This window comes from Vibrio sp. D54 (genome assembly GCF_021728075.1).
Taxonomy (GTDB): domain Bacteria; phylum Pseudomonadota; class Gammaproteobacteria; order Enterobacterales; family Vibrionaceae; genus Vibrio; species Vibrio alginolyticus.
The window spans coordinates 165,494-180,949 of record NZ_JAKKCS010000010.1 but is presented as its reverse complement, the minus strand read 5'-3'; the positions used below and the strand labels follow the sequence as shown (position 1 = coordinate 180,949).

Annotated in this window: 14 protein-coding genes and 1 tRNA gene; 8 read left to right on the top strand and 7 right to left on the bottom strand. The window is 45.7% G+C overall.

Features of this window, described 5'->3' with window-relative positions; translation table 11 throughout:
• Window positions 1-82: 82 nt before the first annotated feature.
• The 5 genes from L3V37_RS14920 to rpsU form a co-directional block, all read right to left on the bottom strand.
• Window positions 83-158: transfer RNA gene (locus tag L3V37_RS14920), tRNA-Ile, on the bottom strand.
• Window positions 159-313: 155 nt separating this feature from the next.
• A complete protein-coding gene (gene rpoD, locus L3V37_RS14915; protein ID WP_005395986.1) occupies window positions 314-2,176 on the bottom strand; it encodes an RNA polymerase sigma factor RpoD in 1,863 nt (620 codons plus the stop codon).
• 99 nt (window positions 2,177-2,275) lie between these two features.
• Window positions 2,276-4,042, bottom strand: a complete 1,767-nt coding sequence (gene dnaG / locus L3V37_RS14910) for a DNA primase (RefSeq protein WP_005379719.1) — start codon at window positions 4,040-4,042, stop codon at window positions 2,276-2,278.
• A gap of 149 nt (window positions 4,043-4,191) precedes the next feature.
• Window positions 4,192-4,635 carry a GatB/YqeY domain-containing protein gene (locus L3V37_RS14905; RefSeq protein WP_005379720.1) on the bottom strand — a complete coding sequence of 148 codons (444 nt, stop codon included), beginning with the start codon at window positions 4,633-4,635 and terminating at the stop codon, window positions 4,192-4,194.
• A 27-nt stretch (window positions 4,636-4,662) separates the two neighbouring features.
• On the bottom strand, window positions 4,663-4,878 hold the full coding sequence (gene rpsU / locus L3V37_RS14900; RefSeq protein WP_001145625.1) for a 30S ribosomal protein S21: 216 nt from the start codon (window positions 4,876-4,878) through the stop codon (window positions 4,663-4,665).
• A 230-nt stretch (window positions 4,879-5,108) separates the two neighbouring features.
• Here rpsU and tsaD point away from each other — a divergent pair, with 230 nt between their 5' ends.
• Together tsaD and L3V37_RS14890 are read left to right on the top strand one after the other, a co-directional pair.
• Window positions 5,109-6,125: a tRNA (adenosine(37)-N6)-threonylcarbamoyltransferase complex transferase subunit TsaD gene (gene tsaD / locus L3V37_RS14895; protein WP_005379854.1), complete on the top strand. Its 1,017-nt coding sequence runs from the start codon at window positions 5,109-5,111 to the stop codon at window positions 6,123-6,125.
• A 176-nt stretch (window positions 6,126-6,301) separates the two neighbouring features.
• Window positions 6,302-7,117 (top strand): alpha/beta fold hydrolase, encoded by an 816-nt coding sequence (locus L3V37_RS14890; RefSeq protein ID WP_237306519.1) that lies wholly within the window; start codon window positions 6,302-6,304, stop codon window positions 7,115-7,117.
• A 34-nt stretch (window positions 7,118-7,151) separates the two neighbouring features.
• On the opposite strand, the gene plsY is transcribed toward L3V37_RS14890, so the two are convergent.
• Entirely contained in the window at window positions 7,152-7,763 is a 612-nt protein-coding gene (gene plsY / locus L3V37_RS14885) for a glycerol-3-phosphate 1-O-acyltransferase PlsY (RefSeq protein ID WP_005379857.1), read from the bottom strand.
• A 250-nt stretch (window positions 7,764-8,013) separates the two neighbouring features.
• Between plsY and folB the strand changes: the two genes are divergently transcribed.
• From folB to L3V37_RS14870, 3 genes are read left to right on the top strand one after another with little or no spacing between them, the layout of a single operon-like run.
• The gene (folB, locus tag L3V37_RS14880; RefSeq protein WP_154204854.1) at window positions 8,014-8,373 is read left to right on the top strand and encodes a bifunctional dihydroneopterin aldolase/7,8-dihydroneopterin epimerase; all 360 of its coding nucleotides are present in this window, start codon (window positions 8,014-8,016) and stop codon (window positions 8,371-8,373) included.
• Window positions 8,370-8,852 (top strand): 2-amino-4-hydroxy-6-hydroxymethyldihydropteridine diphosphokinase, encoded by a 483-nt coding sequence (gene folK / locus L3V37_RS14875; RefSeq protein WP_005387457.1) that lies wholly within the window; start codon window positions 8,370-8,372, stop codon window positions 8,850-8,852. The genes folB and folK overlap by 4 nt, the downstream gene beginning before the upstream one ends.
• Window positions 8,853-8,866: 14 nt before the next feature.
• Entirely contained in the window at window positions 8,867-9,670 is an 804-nt protein-coding gene (locus L3V37_RS14870; RefSeq protein WP_017636143.1) for an undecaprenyl-diphosphate phosphatase, read from the top strand.
• A 52-nt stretch (window positions 9,671-9,722) separates the two neighbouring features.
• Here L3V37_RS14870 and L3V37_RS14865 read toward each other — a convergent pair whose 3' ends face one another.
• Complete coding sequence (locus L3V37_RS14865; RefSeq protein ID WP_237306518.1) at window positions 9,723-10,943, bottom strand: multifunctional CCA addition/repair protein; 1,221 nt, start codon at window positions 10,941-10,943, stop codon at window positions 9,723-9,725.
• Window positions 10,944-11,081: 138 nt separating this feature from the next.
• Between L3V37_RS14865 and L3V37_RS14860 the strand changes: the two genes are divergently transcribed.
• The 3 genes from L3V37_RS14860 (at window position 11,082) to ggt (ending at window position 15,388) form a co-directional block, all read left to right on the top strand.
• Window positions 11,082-12,698, top strand: coding sequence for an ExeA family protein (locus tag L3V37_RS14860; RefSeq protein ID WP_237306517.1), 1,617 nt, complete (start codon window positions 11,082-11,084; stop codon window positions 12,696-12,698).
• Complete coding sequence (locus L3V37_RS14855; RefSeq protein WP_005387437.1) at window positions 12,698-13,384, top strand: general secretion pathway protein GspB; 687 nt, start codon at window positions 12,698-12,700, stop codon at window positions 13,382-13,384. The genes L3V37_RS14860 and L3V37_RS14855 overlap by 1 nt, the downstream gene beginning before the upstream one ends.
• A gap of 273 nt (window positions 13,385-13,657) precedes the next feature.
• Complete coding sequence (gene ggt / locus L3V37_RS14850) at window positions 13,658-15,388, top strand: gamma-glutamyltransferase (RefSeq protein WP_085569661.1); 1,731 nt, start codon at window positions 13,658-13,660, stop codon at window positions 15,386-15,388.
• Window positions 15,389-15,456 lie beyond the last annotated feature (68 nt).

Sequence of the window (15,456 nt, the reverse complement as noted above, 5' to 3'; positions counted from 1 at the left end):
CCGGAAGTAATCGCAGACCGGATATGGAAAGGACTAGAACGAAAAAAGGCGTACGGATTTCTCCATAAGCCTTAAGGAATAATGGTGGCCCCTCGCAGACTTGAACTGCGGACCAATCGATTATGAGTCGACTGCTCTAACCACTGAGCTAAGGGGCCTTAATAGGACAACGATTATAGGGGAAGCGTTGCAAGGTGTCTAGATACCAACTAGGGCAATTGCGCTTAGTTTTTATCCACTTAGAACAGTAGATAATAAAAAAGGTGACCTAAAGTCACCTTTTTTGATTTCTAAAAGCTTGTATGCGCTGCGATTATTCGTCTAGGAAGCTGCGCAGAGTCTCTGATCGGCTTGGGTGACGAAGTTTACGTAGTGCTTTTGCTTCGATCTGACGGATACGCTCACGAGTAACGTCGAACTGCTTACCAACTTCTTCTAGAGTATGGTCAGTGTTCATGTCGATACCAAAGCGCATACGAAGTACTTTCGCTTCACGTGGCGTTAGACCTGCAAGCACGTCTTTTGTTGCCACCTTAAGGCTAGTTGCAGTTGCAGAATCTAGCGGAAGTTCTAGCGTTGTATCTTCGATAAAATCACCTAGATGCGAATCTTCGTCGTCACCGATTGGTGTCTCCATTGAGATAGGCTCTTTAGCGATTTTTAGAACTTTACGAATCTTGTCTTCTGGCATTTGCATGCGCTCTGCCAGTTCTTCCGGTAGTGGCTCGCGACCCATCTCTTGCAACATTTGACGAGAAATACGGTTTAGCTTGTTGATCGTTTCGATCATGTGTACCGGGATACGAATCGTACGTGCTTGGTCCGCGATTGAACGAGTGATTGCCTGACGGATCCACCACGTTGCGTAAGTCGAGAACTTGTAACCACGACGATATTCGAACTTATCTACTGCTTTCATCAGACCGATGTTACCTTCCTGGATCAGATCCAAGAACTGTAGGCCACGGTTGGTGTATTTCTTCGCGATAGAAATTACAAGACGCAAGTTCGCTTCAACCATCTCTTTCTTCGCACGGCGAGCTTTTGCTTCACCGATAGACATACGACGGCTGATGTCTTTAATGTTCTGTACGTTTAGAGAAGTCTCTTCTTCAATCATTTTTAGCTTAGCGATTGAACGACGGATTTCTTCTTCGTTACGTTTGATCTTTTCAGCGTATGGCTTGTCTGAAGCAAGAACTTCATCCAACCAAGCTTCACTTGATTCATTACCAGTGAACAGCGCGATGAATGATTTCTTCGGCATTTTGCCGTATTCAACGACAGACTTCATGATCAGGCGCTCTTGAGTACGAACGCGATCCATAGCAGTACGCAGTTCATTCACTAGGTGATCAAACTGTTTAGGTGTTAGACGAAACTCGCGGAATACGTCTAGCATCATTTCATTAGCAACGGTTGCTTTCGGGCTGTTATAGCCGTACTCGTTGATTGCTAATTGAAGATTTTGATAGGTGCTGCGTAGTTGGTTGAATTTCTCTAGCGCTAATTCTGGATCGATACCTACATCTTCTTCAGAATCATCTGAATCGTCATCGCTATCTTCGTCGTCATCAACGTCTTCATCGTCTTCTTCTTCTAACTGAGATTCAGTCAGTTCAGAACCGATGTGTGTTGCCGTTGGTGCAGCGGTGTCGTCAGCATCTGGATCTACAAAACCCGAAATTAGGTCTGTAAGACGTAGTTCTTCAGCTTGAACTTTGTCAAATTGCTCAAGAATGTACGGAATTGTGCCTGGGTATTCAGCAACAGACGATTGAACTTGGTTAATACCTTCTTCAATACGTTTTGCGATGTCGATTTCGCCTTCGCGAGTTAGAAGTTCGACAGTACCCATCTCACGCATGTACATACGTACTGGGTCTGTTGTACGACCAATCTCACTCTCTACGCTAGAAAGTGCAGCGGCTGCAGCTTCGGCTGCATCTTCATCGGTAATATTTGTGTCATCGTTCAGTGCTAAATCATCAGCATCAGGAGCAGTTTCTACTACCTTAATGCCCATGTCGTTGATCATCTGAATGATGTCTTCTACCTGTTCTGAATCTACGATTTCAGCAGGTAGGTGGTCATTTACTTCGGCGTAGGTCAGATAGCCTTGTTCCTTGCCTTTAATAACAAGTGACTTTAGCTGTGACTGCGGATTGTGATCCATAGACGGTATCCAACTTCGTAATCTGGTGAAGGAATCAGTATGCGAAATGCAAACCACTTACTATAACAAATTAAATCGTTGCTGACTAATTAAACAGGGTTACGCTTTTAAATCTAGCATAAGTGCTAGCAGCTCCCTTTTCTCTTCGGCTGATAAACCGACACTTCTTGCTTTGGCCTGCAGGTTTTCAATTTGTTTTTCTACGCACTGGGCAATAATTTTATCCAGTGAGTCTAAAAAGATTTCTTCTTGGTTGTCCTCATCGAGTGGAATGTCCCAACTCGCGAGACGAGACAGAAGGGTCTCATTTTGGCTGTTTCGCCAATGCTCTAATAATTGGCCTGTGTTGATATGGGGATGCGCTTGGCATTTATCAAGTACATCAACAAATAAACTTAGACCAGGAATGGGCAAATCTCTAACGCTAGTTAGATCTGGCACCATACTTACGTATTGTGGGTTTTGAATCAGTAACGCGATCACTTCTCGCATCGGCGTTCGCTTGATTTCTTTATGAGGTTGAGGCCTTTTATCCTCTTTACCTTGTTTTGAAATTAGCTGCTGTAGTTGGCGTTCATCAACCAAACCCAAACGGCGGCCAAGCAATTCTCTCAAGTATAGTCTTAAAGTGCCGCCAGGGACTTTATCAATGAGAGGAACCGCAAGAGTACTCAGTTTTGCCATGCCTTCTTTCGTGCTCATATCGACCTGCTGAGTCAATGAGCTGAACATGAATTCAGACAAGGGCATCGCATTAGACACTTGCTGCTCAAATGCTTGTTTTCCGTTTTGTCGGATATAAGAGTCGGGATCTTCTCCATCCGGCAAAAACATGAATTTTAACTGGCGACCATCCGTTAGGTAAGGCAATGCATTTTCCATGGCACGCCACGCGGCTTCACGGCCTGCGCGGTCACCGTCATAACAACACACGACGGTGCTTGTTTGCCTGAATAACACTTGCAAGTGATCGCCCGTTGTCGAGGTTCCCAATGAGGCAACGGAATAATCTACGCCATATTGAGCAAGCGCGACAACATCCATATAGCCTTCAACCACTAAAATTTGTGGTGGCTCACGATACGCTTGTAGTACTTCATAAAGGCCATACAACTCTTTACCTTTATGAAATATCGGGGTTTCGGGTGAGTTGAGATATTTTGGTGTCCCATCACCTAATACTCGACCACCAAAGCCTATTACTCGGCCGCGTCTGTCTCGAATAGGAAACATCACTCGACCACGGAATCGGTCGTAGCGGTTGCCTTTATCGTTTTCAATCAACATGCCGCCTGTGACGAGCATGTCTTGGTTTTCTTTATTTTGGCCAAAGTTCTTACGAACTAAATCCCATTCATCAGCCACATAGCCGATGCCAAACTTCTGGACGATTTCACCAGACAGGCCGCGATCTTTTAGATACTCAATCGCCACCTTACTTGCTGGCTGTTTGAGTTGGTTACGATAAAATTGCGCAATGCTGCCCATTAAGTCGTATAGGTTACGTTTTTCACTGCTGCTTGCTTGTGGGCCTGATTGAAACGAACCATTACCGCCGCTACGTTGTTCACGAGGAACATCTAAACCCAAGTATGAAGCGAGTTCTTCAATGGCTTCGACAAATTCTAGTCGGTCGAATTCCATCAAAAAATCGATGGCATTTCCATGCGCGCCACAACCAAAACAATGGTAGAACTGCTTTTCTTGACTGACACTGAATGAGGGTGTCTTTTCGTTGTGGAACGGGCAGCATGCGCCGTAGTTTTTGCCTTTTTTCTTAAGTTTCACACGTGCGTCGATGATATCGACAATATCAAGTCGAGCTAGAAGGTCATCGATAAAACTGCGAGGGATGTGTCCAGCCATAAAACCTAACAAAAAAAGAAGATGATGAGTGGAGTGAATGCCTTAAAAGAATGAGCGTATTGCCCATTGATTTCATTCCATCCATCCAGATACAAACAAGCCGTGCGCTCCAAAGGATAGCACGGCTTGCTGCAATTGGGTGGGGTACCTTAAGCCAATTTAGCGCGAACTAAACCGCTTACTTTACCCATATCTGCACGCCCTTGAATTTGCGGTTTCAGAACGCCCATTACTTTGCCCATGTCTTGCATGCCAGCTGCGCCAGATTCAGCAATCGCGTTCTCGATGAGAGCCGCTACTTCTTCGTCTGTCAGTGGTTGAGGCATAAAGTCCTCAAGAACGGTAATTTCTGCTTGTTCCGCATCAGCAAGATCTTGACGACCCGCTGCTTCAAACTGCGCTACAGAGTCGCGACGTTGTTTAACCATCTTGGTCAATACTGCAAGAATGTCGTCATCGTTCAGAGTAATCTGTTCGTCAACTTCACGTTGCTTGATTGCTGATAGGGCTAAACGAATAGTACCAAGGCGCAATTTGTCCTTGGCTTTCATCGCTAATTTTTGCTCTTCTTTGAGTTGATCAATCAGAGCCATAACTAAATTCCTTTTGGAGCTCAGTTATTAGTACAGGCGAACGCGACGAGCGTTTTCGCGAGCTAGCTTCTTAGCGTGACGCTTTTGAGCTGCTGCTTTAGCGCGTTTGCGAACTGTAGTTGGTTTTTCGTAGTGCTCACGACGACGCACTTCAGAAAGGATACCTGCTTTTTCGCAAGAGCGCTTAAAACGACGTAGAGCAACGTCGAACGGTTCGTTTTCACGTACTTTAACTACTGGCATATGCCTTTCACCTCAGGGGTTATTCGTTAACGCTGGTATTCAACAGACCAAATCACAATTGTTAGGTCTCTTACCAGCTTGATCAAAAATGGTGCGGAATTTTAATCCGATCACAACTACTTTGTAAAGCCTTTTGTCGATTATTGTCTGTACAAAATTTGTTTGCAGCACCAAGGCGAGGTAATATGACGCCCAAATTTCCTCTATACAGAAAGCATACTGAGAAAACCATGCGCATTATTGGTATTGAAACCTCTTGTGACGAGACTGGCATCGCAATTTATGACGATGAAAACGGTCTCTTGTCACACAAGCTATACAGCCAAGTAAAACTGCACGCAGATTACGGCGGTGTGGTGCCTGAGTTGGCTTCACGTGACCACGTAAAGAAAACCATTCCTCTTATTAAAGAGGCACTAAAAGAAGCGAACTTAACTTCAAAAGACATCGATGGTGTCGCGTATACCGCGGGGCCTGGTCTTGTTGGGGCGCTATTAGTGGGTGCGACTATCGGTCGCAGTATTGCTTATGCTTGGGGAGTGCCAGCGGTGCCTGTTCATCATATGGAAGGTCACCTATTGGCTCCAATGTTGGAAGATAACCCTCCACCGTTCCCGTTTGTGGCGGTATTAGTATCGGGCGGCCACTCTATGATGGTGGAAGTGAGAGGCATTGGTGAATACAAAATTCTAGGTGAGTCGATTGATGATGCGGCGGGCGAAGCGTTTGATAAAACAGCGAAGCTAATGGGTTTGGATTACCCAGGCGGTCCACTATTATCTAAACTGGCGGAAAAAGGTACACCGGGCCGCTTTAAGTTCCCGCGTCCAATGACGAATGTGCCAGGTTTGGACATGAGTTTCTCTGGTCTAAAAACCTTTACGGCTAACACGATTGCTGCAAACGGTGATGACGAGCAAACCCGCGCGGACATCGCATTAGCATTTGAAGAAGCTGTGTGTGCTACGTTGGCTATTAAATGTAAGCGCGCGCTTGAGCAAACAGGCATGAAACGCATTGTTATTGCTGGTGGTGTGAGTGCTAACCGTCGTTTGCGAGCTGAGTTAGAGAAGTTAGCGAAGAAAGTTGGCGGCGAAGTTTACTACCCACGAACTGAGTTCTGTACAGATAACGGTGCGATGATCGCTTACGCAGGCATGCAGCGCTTGAAGAATGGCGAAGTGGCTGATATGTCAGTAGAGGCTCGTCCACGTTGGCCAATTGATCAACTAACACCTGTCGCTTAATCAAATTTATGCGGTAAGTTTGAAACCGGTTCTGTGTAATAAAGGTCTCTGCTCCTCAGAGGCCTTTATTTTTAATTATTCAATGAACCGCCTCGTTTTACATTCTGACTGATGCGATCAGTTCGCTATTGTTTCAGTGCTAGGATGACGTGGAAGAATAAGAAATGGATATAACAATGAATAAGTTTGAAATTGAAGGTCAGCAACTTGCTTATCTAGATAAAGGTGAGGGCCCTGTGCTTCTATTTGGTCATAGTTACCTTTGGGATAGCCAAATGTGGGCGCCACAAGTTGAGGTTTTAAGCCAGTCATTCCGTTGTATTGTGCCAGATCTTTGGGCACATGGTGAATCGGACGCTGCACCTGCATCGACACAGTCATTGGCCGACTATGCACAACATATGTTGGCATTGATGGATCATTTAGATATCGAAGAGTTCTCGATAGTGGGCTTATCTGTTGGCGGCATGTGGGGAGCAGAGCTAACGGCTCAAGCGCCGCAACGTGTTAAGTCACTGGTATTGATGGATACCTTCATTGGCTGGGAGCCAGAAGTTACGTATAAGAAGTATTTTGCAATGCTTGATACCATCAGCCAAGTCCAAGCAGTGCCTGCGCCAATTATTGAAGCCGTTGTGCCGCTGTTCTTTGCCAACAACGTCAATCAGGATAACCCTAAACTTGTCGCTTCATTCAAACGCAGTTTAGAAGACCTGAATGGTGAGCGTGCGGTGGAAGTAGCTCGCATAGGGCGCATGGTGTTTGGTCGCCGTGATGTGATTGAGGATTCGGAAAAATTTGCTCTGCCGACGTTAATTGCAGTGGGCTGTGAAGATAAACCCCGTCCAGTTTTTGAATCTTATTTAATGAAAGACTGTATCACAGGCAGTGAGTTGGTGGAGATTCCTCAAGCGGGACACATCAGTTGTTTAGAGCAACCTGAGTTCGTCAACCAGATGTTGTTGAGCTTCCTGAATCGAGTTCATGCGTAACCAATACATCCTTCTTTAAACGAAAAACTCGGCATTAAGCCGAGTTTTTTTGTGTCAGTTTTTTCTCGCCGATTTTTGGCTCGTCGCCAGACAAAAGCCGACGAATATTTTGATGATGCTTAAATACGATTAAGCAGCACAGCATAGCAACAGGTAACGTGTATTGCGGTTTAAACATCCAAGTATAAAACGGAGTGACCAAAACCGTGACGAGAGCCGCTAAGGATGAATAGCGGAATAGCGCGGCTACTGACAGCCAAGTTAACATTACCAATCCTGTTAAGTCCAAACCAATCGGAGCGATAGCGCCAAGCGCGGTCGCGACACCTTTTCCGCCTTTAAAGTGGAAAAAGATGGGGTACATGTGGCCAAGACAGGCAGCAATGGCGATGACACCAAGAATGATAGGGTCGATACCAAGAAAGTATCCGCCCCACACGGGGATAGTGCCTTTGAGCATATCGCACAACAAGACTGAAACAGCGGCTCCTCGTCCGCCAATACGCAATACGTTCGTTGCTCCAGGATTGTTAGATCCCACACTGCGTGGGTCTGGCAGTTTTAAGAGTCGACAGATCAAAACCGCACTGGAAACCGAACCTAATAAATAGGCGGCCATTGTCATTATCAGTGCCAGTGCGTCCATAGAAGTCCTTGATGGATTGGAATTTAATGCTCGGTTCCCGCGTAGTTGCTATCATACCCCGAATTTACATAATGCAGAAATCCTCACTGTGATAGAGCTTGCATTATGTGATTTCTTGTATATAAAGATGCTTTCGCAGTTTATACCTAAGTAACATTGTGATGACCAAAGTAAATGTTACTTAGGTATAGAATACTACGATCAAATTACCCCTCACGGGTATCCGACCTCTGTAATAGAAGGACATAAGATGGCTCTGGATAAAGTTTTTATTGAACAGTTAGAAGTAATCACCACAATTGGCGTGTACGACTGGGAACAACAAATCAAACAAAAGTTGGTTCTAGATATTGAAATGGCACACGATAATAAACCTGCGGGCAAAAGTGATGATGTGCAAGATGCACTGGATTATTCGCAGGTGAGTGAGGCGGTACTTAACCACATTGAAAATGGTCGTTTCTTACTGGTCGAGCGCGTGGCTGAAGAAGTAGCAGAGCTTATCATGCAGCGTTTCTTTGTGCCTTGGGTGAAAATCCGCCTAGCGAAGCCTGGCGCCGTGCCACAAGCACGTGCTGTTGGTGTGGTGATTGAGCGAGGCCGAGCATGATCACCACCTATATCGGTGTTGGGACGAACGTAGAAAGAGAGCAACATGTGCTTGCTGCGTATCAGGAGCTGCAACGGCTTGGAGAAAATCTCCTCGTATCACCGATATATGAATGCGAACCTATTGGTTTTAGCAGCAAGAATTTCTACAACTTTGTCGTTGCAATGCGTACCGAGTTGTCATTAGAAGAGTTGAGCCATCAACTACGCGAGATTGAATTTAAGTGGGGGCGCGAAGAAAACGCGCAAAAGTATCAGGATCGAACACTTGATCTCGATATAGTGTTGTTCGGTGAGCGCGTCTCCAAGAAAAAACCTGAGCTACCTCGCAGTGATATCTACAAATATCCTTTTGTCACAAAGCCACTGTATGATCTCGAACCGCAATTAGTTATCCCAGGCGATGGACGCACAGTCGCAGACATTTGGCATGCTATGCAGCCAGTCGATTCGCTCAAACCCGTTTCCTTTCATTTTTAATTTGAGTTGTTTACATGAGTTATTTTGAAGCCTTTATTTTGGCTCTGATTCAGGGGCTGACAGAGTTTTTGCCTATCTCAAGCTCTGCCCATTTGATCCTGCCTTCCGCTATTTTAGGATGGGAAGACCAAGGTCTGGCCTTTGATGTTGCTGTTCACGTCGGTACATTAATGGCTGTCGTGATCTATTTTCGTCATGAAGTAATCACTTTGTTTCAAGCGTTATTTGCTTCGATCTTTAAAGGAGATCGCAGTAAAGAAGCTAAATTGGCTTGGATGATCGTGATTGCGACGATTCCAGCTTGTGTGTTCGGCTTATTGATGAAAGACATCATTGAAGTGTATCTACGTAGCGCTTACGTCATCGCGACTACTACGATCGTATTTGGCCTGTTGCTATGGTGGGTAGACAAAAACGCTAAACTCGTTGCCGATGAATACCAAACGGGTTGGAAGAAAGCTGTATTTATCGGTATTGCTCAAGCCTTAGCGATGATTCCTGGAACTTCACGTTCAGGGGCGACCATTACAGCAGCGCTTTACCTTGGCTTTACTCGAGAAGCGGCTGCCCGCTTTTCATTTTTAATGTCGATCCCAATCATTACATTAGCTGGTAGCTACTTAGGTATGAAGTTAGTGACCAGTGGTGAACCTGTCCATGTTGGTTTCTTACTGACTGGCATTATCACATCGTTTATCAGTGCGTACATCTGTATCCACTTCTTCTTGAAGATGATTTCACGCATGGGCATGACACCGTTTGTGATTTACCGTCTGATTTTGGGCGTCGGTTTGTTCGCTTTTCTATTAAGTGCATAATTGATGTTAACGAAAAACGCCCGTGAAATCCGCGGGCGTTTTTGTTTGTTCGTTACTTCTTAAGTGCTGCTTTCACTGCTTCAATACGTCGTTTTTCTTGCTCGTCACGAATCGCAGGGCCTTTAAAGCCCTCTTTGATTATGGTTTGAACGTCAACTGCCGCTGCTGCTTGGTAGGCTTGCCTAAAAATATCCGCCTGTGGATATGGTTGCGTTTCCAGTCCTTTACGACCAGCGTGATCCGCTTGGCAGCAAAGCAAGATATCTTGCAGACGTTCGGACTTACGCCACACATCAAGTTTATTGAGTATTTTAATTATGGTTTGTGGTTTAAGTTCAGCCGCGCGATGAATATTGGAGTGCTGTTCGCACACCATCAAGGCTAAATCACGAAACTCATTTGGTACCCGGACACGTTCGCACAGCTTTTTGATCAGTTTTAATCCTGTATGGCAATGCATTTTGTGGCTTGGCCATTCGCTCTCTGGCGTCACGCCTTTACCCAAGTCATGCACTTGGGCGGCAAACCTGACGGGGAGTGAGTTACTCAATTTTGCGGCTTGCTCTGCCACCATCAAAGTATGGATGCCAGTATCGATTTCTGGATGCCACTTCTCAGGTTGAGGTACGCCAAATAATGCATCAATTTCAGGTAACACCACGGTTAATGCACCACAGTCTCGTAGAACCGATAAGAAAATATCAGGGCGAGGAGTAGAGAGAGATTTATGCCATTCTTGCCAAACACGCTCGGGAGTCAGTGTGCTCAGTTCTCCGGACTCTGCCATGTGACGCATTAACCGCATAGTTTCGTCGGCAACCGTAAAGTTTAGATCAGCAAGCTTTGCAGCGAAGCGAGCGACACGTAAAACGCGTAGAGGGTCTTCAATAAAGGCGTCTGATACATGGCGTAGCAGTTTATCGTTGAGATCTTGCTGGCCATCATATGGGTCATGGATCGTGCCATCACTCTCCATTGCCATCGCGTTAATGGTTAAATCACGACGTATCAAATCTTCTTCTAAGGTGACGTTTTGATCGAAGAAACATTCAAAACCAGTGTAACCAGAACCTGACTTTCTCTCTGTTCGTGCAAGGGCATGTTCTTCTTTACTTTTGGGATGCAGAAATACAGGAAAGTCTTTACCAACGGCGGTGTACCCTTGGGACAACATCATCTCAGGCGTCGCGCCTACGACCACCCAATCATTGTCATAACTATCAATTCCGAGCAATTTATCTCGAACTGCGCCACCTACTAAATAAACTTGCACGAATTACCTCTTAATTTATGGATATGCCGTTGGACATTGTAGCAAGCAATGGTACTTTTCTTTACTCCCGAGAGTAGATGCGGCTATGTTTATATTATATCTGACTATTCTCAGGTGGTTTTTTAGCTGGAGAGCCTAATGTATAAGGACTTTTTTGGGTTTGTCGAACAACCATTTTCGATTGTTCCAAACTCACGTTATTTGTATTTAAGCCAACGTCACAAAGAGGCAATCACACATCTCCAAGCCGGGCTAGGCGATGGCGGTGGTTTTGCTATGCTTACTGGCGAAGTAGGTACAGGCAAAACGACTGTCGCAAAAGCGATGCTGGCGAATTTGGGTGATAACACCAAAGCGGGTCTTATCCTCAATCCCACGTTTTCGAGTAGAGACTTGCTTGAAGCCATTTGTGATGAGTTCAAAATCACCTATCCGCCAGACGCAAACCTCAAACAGCTAAACCAGGTTATCCATCAATATTTGCTGCGTAATTATCGTTCAGGTTGGCAGACATTGCTGGTCATTGATGAGGCTCAACACCTTGCTGCCGACGTTCTAGAGCAGTTGCGCTTGTTGACCAACTTGGAAACCGATACCAGAAAACTGCTCAAAGTGTTGTTGGTCGGGCAGCCTGAATTGCAGCGGTTATTACAAACAACACAACTACGCCAACTTGCCCAGCGTATTACCGGGCGTTATCACCTGTTGCCGTTGGATGAAAAAGAGACAGAAGATTACATCGCATTTCGACTACATACAGCAGGTGGCGACCAGCAACTGTTTAATCGTGCTTCTTGTAAACTTATAGCCAAATACAGTCACGGTATACCGCGGCTCATCAACCTTATCTGTGACAAATCCCTCAACATTAGTTATCACCAGGGTAATGTGGTTGTGGATAAGCAAACCGTTCAGCAGGCCTGTGAAGAGGTGATGCAGTTTCAGGCAGATATTTATCAGCAAGATAAAAAAGAGCGCCGGACTTTCCGTTGGCCTGCTTGGGGCTCTGTCACGGTAGGCCTTATTGCTGCATTAAGTACGGGGTGGGCGGTCGTGAATTATATGCCAGCTCAAGCGACGTCAGTGTTGACACAAGTGACGGAGCCAAGAGTAGAGCCAACACCAACCGTCGTCAGCCAACAGTTAACGGATGAGCAGCGTGATTTATTGTTAACACAAAAACAGTCGAACCTCGCTGTAAATGATTTGTATCGTTTGTGGGGATATCAAGCATCGGTTCGCGATAATCTTTGTTTGTCAGAACCGCAGTCGACTATGCGTTGTGAGCGTAAAATGGCGACTTGGCCGCTGTTGATGCAACAAAATCGCCCTGTGATCTTGGAGTTGAATTATCAAGGTGATGTTGGGTATGTCATTCTATATGCCGTCGGTAATGACCAAGCTGAAGTGCTCAATGGTAAGCAGCGTCTCCGTCTGCCAATTTCATGGCTAAAGCCGTTGTGGCAGGGCAATATTATCGAACTGTGGCATGCTCCGCTGAATGAAACATTACGTTTAGACATGGAAGGCCCTGCGATTGAAGTATTAGACCGATTATTAGCAGAAGCGGTGAGTGAGCCACTGCTTGAAACGTCTATTTTTGATGGTGCGATGAAAGAGCGAATCGAATTATTTCAACGTTGGCAAGGAATTGGTGTCGATGGTATTGCAGGTAAGCGAACGCTAGACCGACTTCAGCAAAATGTTCAGCCAGATGCGCCTCAACTGGCGAGAATCGAGAAGGAGGACGCATAATGTCAGCTGTGAAACATATAGGTCTGTTCTTGCTGCCAATCACTGCTTCTGCTATCGGAGTCGCTTGGTACTTAGATCTCTTTGCACCGAGTGTTGAAGTAGATACAACGTCCCCGATAGAAAAGGTAGAAGTGGTATCACCTTTCAAAGTATTGGACTATCCAGAGAACACCCAGTTGGCCCAATTGCCAAGAGAGTGGCCAAGTGCAGAGCTATCGCGTGATTTTGGTACATTTACCACCCCCGATGAATACACGAGCCATACACCAAGCAGAGATGAAACACGCAACTCAGCATCAACCCAAACGACTTCTGCTGCTGAAGAGGACCTCGGGTTGTCTTTGGATGATCTGGACTTATCCTCATTATCTCCTGATTTAGCTAGGAAGGTCGAAAATGCCTTATCCCGAGATGATGACAACTCTTCATCACAAACGGCACGCGTGAACGATTTAGAGCGCAACGCTCACCAGTGGCAAGGGCGTCTACCTGCGCTTAATTTGCAAACCCATATGTACGCTAGTGATGAAAATCGCCGTTGGGTGAAAATTAACAATGTTGAGTATCATCAAGGGGATGTCGTTGATGATCAGGTCACTCTAAGAGAAATACAACCGCAAGCTGTGATTGTTGAGTTCCAAGGTGAGCAAATTCGTATACCAGCGTTGTATGAGTGGAAAGGGTAACTCTTGTAGAAAAACATCAAGCCAGCGAAATCATATCGCTGGCTTTTTATTTTTCAGAGCATCTTTTGCATCTATTCTGGTGATGATTTTTAGATACTCAAACAAGCAAAATATAGCTTTTCTCAGTCGTTTAAATAGCACCAATATCATTCATCTATTGATAGCGCGATTCCAGTCAGCGTTGTGTAAAAAGACACCATCTTCACGAACTTCGGAGTAATGACTTGGTCCACGTTAGACCCCATCACATAATAGGAGTCTAAACAGAGACACATGCGTATTCTGATTTTTTCTTTAAGTATTGTTGCATCGACAAGCTATGCAGCAAAGCCAGACCCATTCCCAGTTACACCAGATAGTCGCGGGCAAGATTTCATGGTCAGTGCGACGAATCCTTACGTGAGCAGTACCGGTTACTCAATATTGAAAGAAGGCGGTAACGCTGTTGATGCTATGGTCGCGATGCAGATGGTGATGTCTGTCGTTGAGCCAGATATGACCGGAATTGGCGGCGGGACTTTCGCGCTGTTTTATCAACATGACGAGAAAAAATTTCTGGCCCTTGATGGTCGAGATGAAGCGCCCTCTAGCGCGAACCCTGAAATGTTTGTTGAGAATGGGGAAGTACTCAGTCGCAACGAAATATTAGGCCCTCGTTCTGTTGCGGTTCCGGGCACGTTGCGGTTGCTTTACACCACTCATGAACAATACGGCAAGTTGCCATGGGCAGAGCTGATTAAGCCGGCGATTACATTGGCGAGCAATGGGTACGCGATGAACAGCTACACCTACGACATCGTAGTAAGAGAGCAAAGCCGACTTGAGCAAGATCCGGAAGTGAAAGCCTTGTATTGGCAAGGGGACGATATTAAGCCGACGGGAACCTTGATGAAGAACCCTAAGATGGCTGAGACGCTGAGGAAGATCGCGCAACAAGGCGATCGTTACCTTTATGGTGGTGAGCTTGGTCAGCACATCGTAGAGACGGTTAATAGTCGTATTGATGACCAACACGAGAAGTTGTCTTTAGAAGATTTTAAACATTACCAAGTGAAGCAGCGTGACATCATTGAGAGCGACTACCGTGGGAATAAAATCGTCTCTTTTGGTTACCCAGCTTCGGGCGGTGTGATGGTCGCTCAGAGTCTTGAACTGCTCGCACCCTATGACATTGCCCATATGGCGAAAACGGATGTGGAACCTTGGCGTCTCATGACTGAAGCGATGCGAATAGCAAAAGCCGATCGTATTGCGTATGCCGGAGATCCGGATTATGTGGAAGCGCCAGTTGAACAGTTATTGTCTAAAGCCTATCTAGATCAGAGACGTGATTTAATCCCTGATAATGGCACTTTAAAAGAGGATCCAAAAGCAGGACAGATAACGCAAACTCAGTATGCGCAATATCAAGGCTTCGAGAGCAAAGATACAGGGCATATTTCTATCGTCGATAGAGATGGAAATGCAATTGCGATGACCAGCACGGTAGGAACGGGTATGGGCTCGGGTGTGATGGTCGATGGCGTTATCTTGAATGCACAAATGGCGAACTTCTCACCTCTGCCAACGGTTAACGGCAAACCTACACAAAACTCAATTGAAGCGGGCAAGCGTCCACGTTCGGCTATTACGCCATTAATGGTGATGGACAGTGATGATAATTTGCGTTTGGTGGTTGGGTCACCAGGTAGTTCACAAATCCCGGGGTATGTACTCAAAACCGTGGTTGGGGTGCTGGATTGGAACTTATCAGCGCAAGAGGCTATTGACTTACCAAACATTCAGTACGGCACCAAAATAGACCGCACTAAGCCTTATGACCCGACTGGCTTGCTGGTGGAAAAGAAAACGTTCGCAGAAATGCTGGTGCCTGAGTTTATGGAGCTTGGCTACCCAGTGCACGTTATTCCAGTGGTAAGCGGTTTGAATGCAATTGAGCTAAAAGATGGCAAGCTTTATGGCGCAACGGATCGTCGTCGAGCCTCTAGTTCAATGGGGGAGTAGTACTCACTTCTATCAAACGAAGCAAACTAAAAAGCCAGTCAATATCGACTGGCTTTTGCGTTCTTTTT

What these genes read in the sequence shown, in the direction of transcription:
- rpoD (WP_005395986.1), bottom strand. Translation starts at nt 2,176, where the DNA reads ATGGATCACAATCCGCAGTCACAGCTAAAGTCACTTGTTATTAAAGGC.
- dnaG (WP_005379719.1), bottom strand. Translation starts at nt 4,042, where the DNA reads ATGGCTGGACACATCCCTCGCAGTTTTATCGATGACCTTCTAGCTCGA.
- L3V37_RS14905 (WP_005379720.1), bottom strand. Translation starts at nt 4,635, where the DNA reads ATGGCTCTGATTGATCAACTCAAAGAAGAGCAAAAATTAGCGATGAAA.
- rpsU (WP_001145625.1), bottom strand. Translation starts at nt 4,878, where the DNA reads ATGCCAGTAGTTAAAGTACGTGAAAACGAACCGTTCGACGTTGCTCTA.
- tsaD (WP_005379854.1), top strand. Translation starts at nt 5,109, where the DNA reads ATGCGCATTATTGGTATTGAAACCTCTTGTGACGAGACTGGCATCGCA.
- L3V37_RS14890 (WP_237306519.1), top strand. Translation starts at nt 6,302, where the DNA reads ATGAATAAGTTTGAAATTGAAGGTCAGCAACTTGCTTATCTAGATAAA.
- plsY (WP_005379857.1), bottom strand. Translation starts at nt 7,763, where the DNA reads ATGGACGCACTGGCACTGATAATGACAATGGCCGCCTATTTATTAGGT.
- folB (WP_154204854.1), top strand. Translation starts at nt 8,014, where the DNA reads ATGGCTCTGGATAAAGTTTTTATTGAACAGTTAGAAGTAATCACCACA.
- folK (WP_005387457.1), top strand. Translation starts at nt 8,370, where the DNA reads ATGATCACCACCTATATCGGTGTTGGGACGAACGTAGAAAGAGAGCAA.
- L3V37_RS14870 (WP_017636143.1), top strand. Translation starts at nt 8,867, where the DNA reads ATGAGTTATTTTGAAGCCTTTATTTTGGCTCTGATTCAGGGGCTGACA.
- L3V37_RS14860 (WP_237306517.1), top strand. Translation starts at nt 11,082, where the DNA reads ATGTATAAGGACTTTTTTGGGTTTGTCGAACAACCATTTTCGATTGTT.
- L3V37_RS14855 (WP_005387437.1), top strand. Translation starts at nt 12,698, where the DNA reads ATGTCAGCTGTGAAACATATAGGTCTGTTCTTGCTGCCAATCACTGCT.
- ggt (WP_085569661.1), top strand. Translation starts at nt 13,658, where the DNA reads ATGCGTATTCTGATTTTTTCTTTAAGTATTGTTGCATCGACAAGCTAT.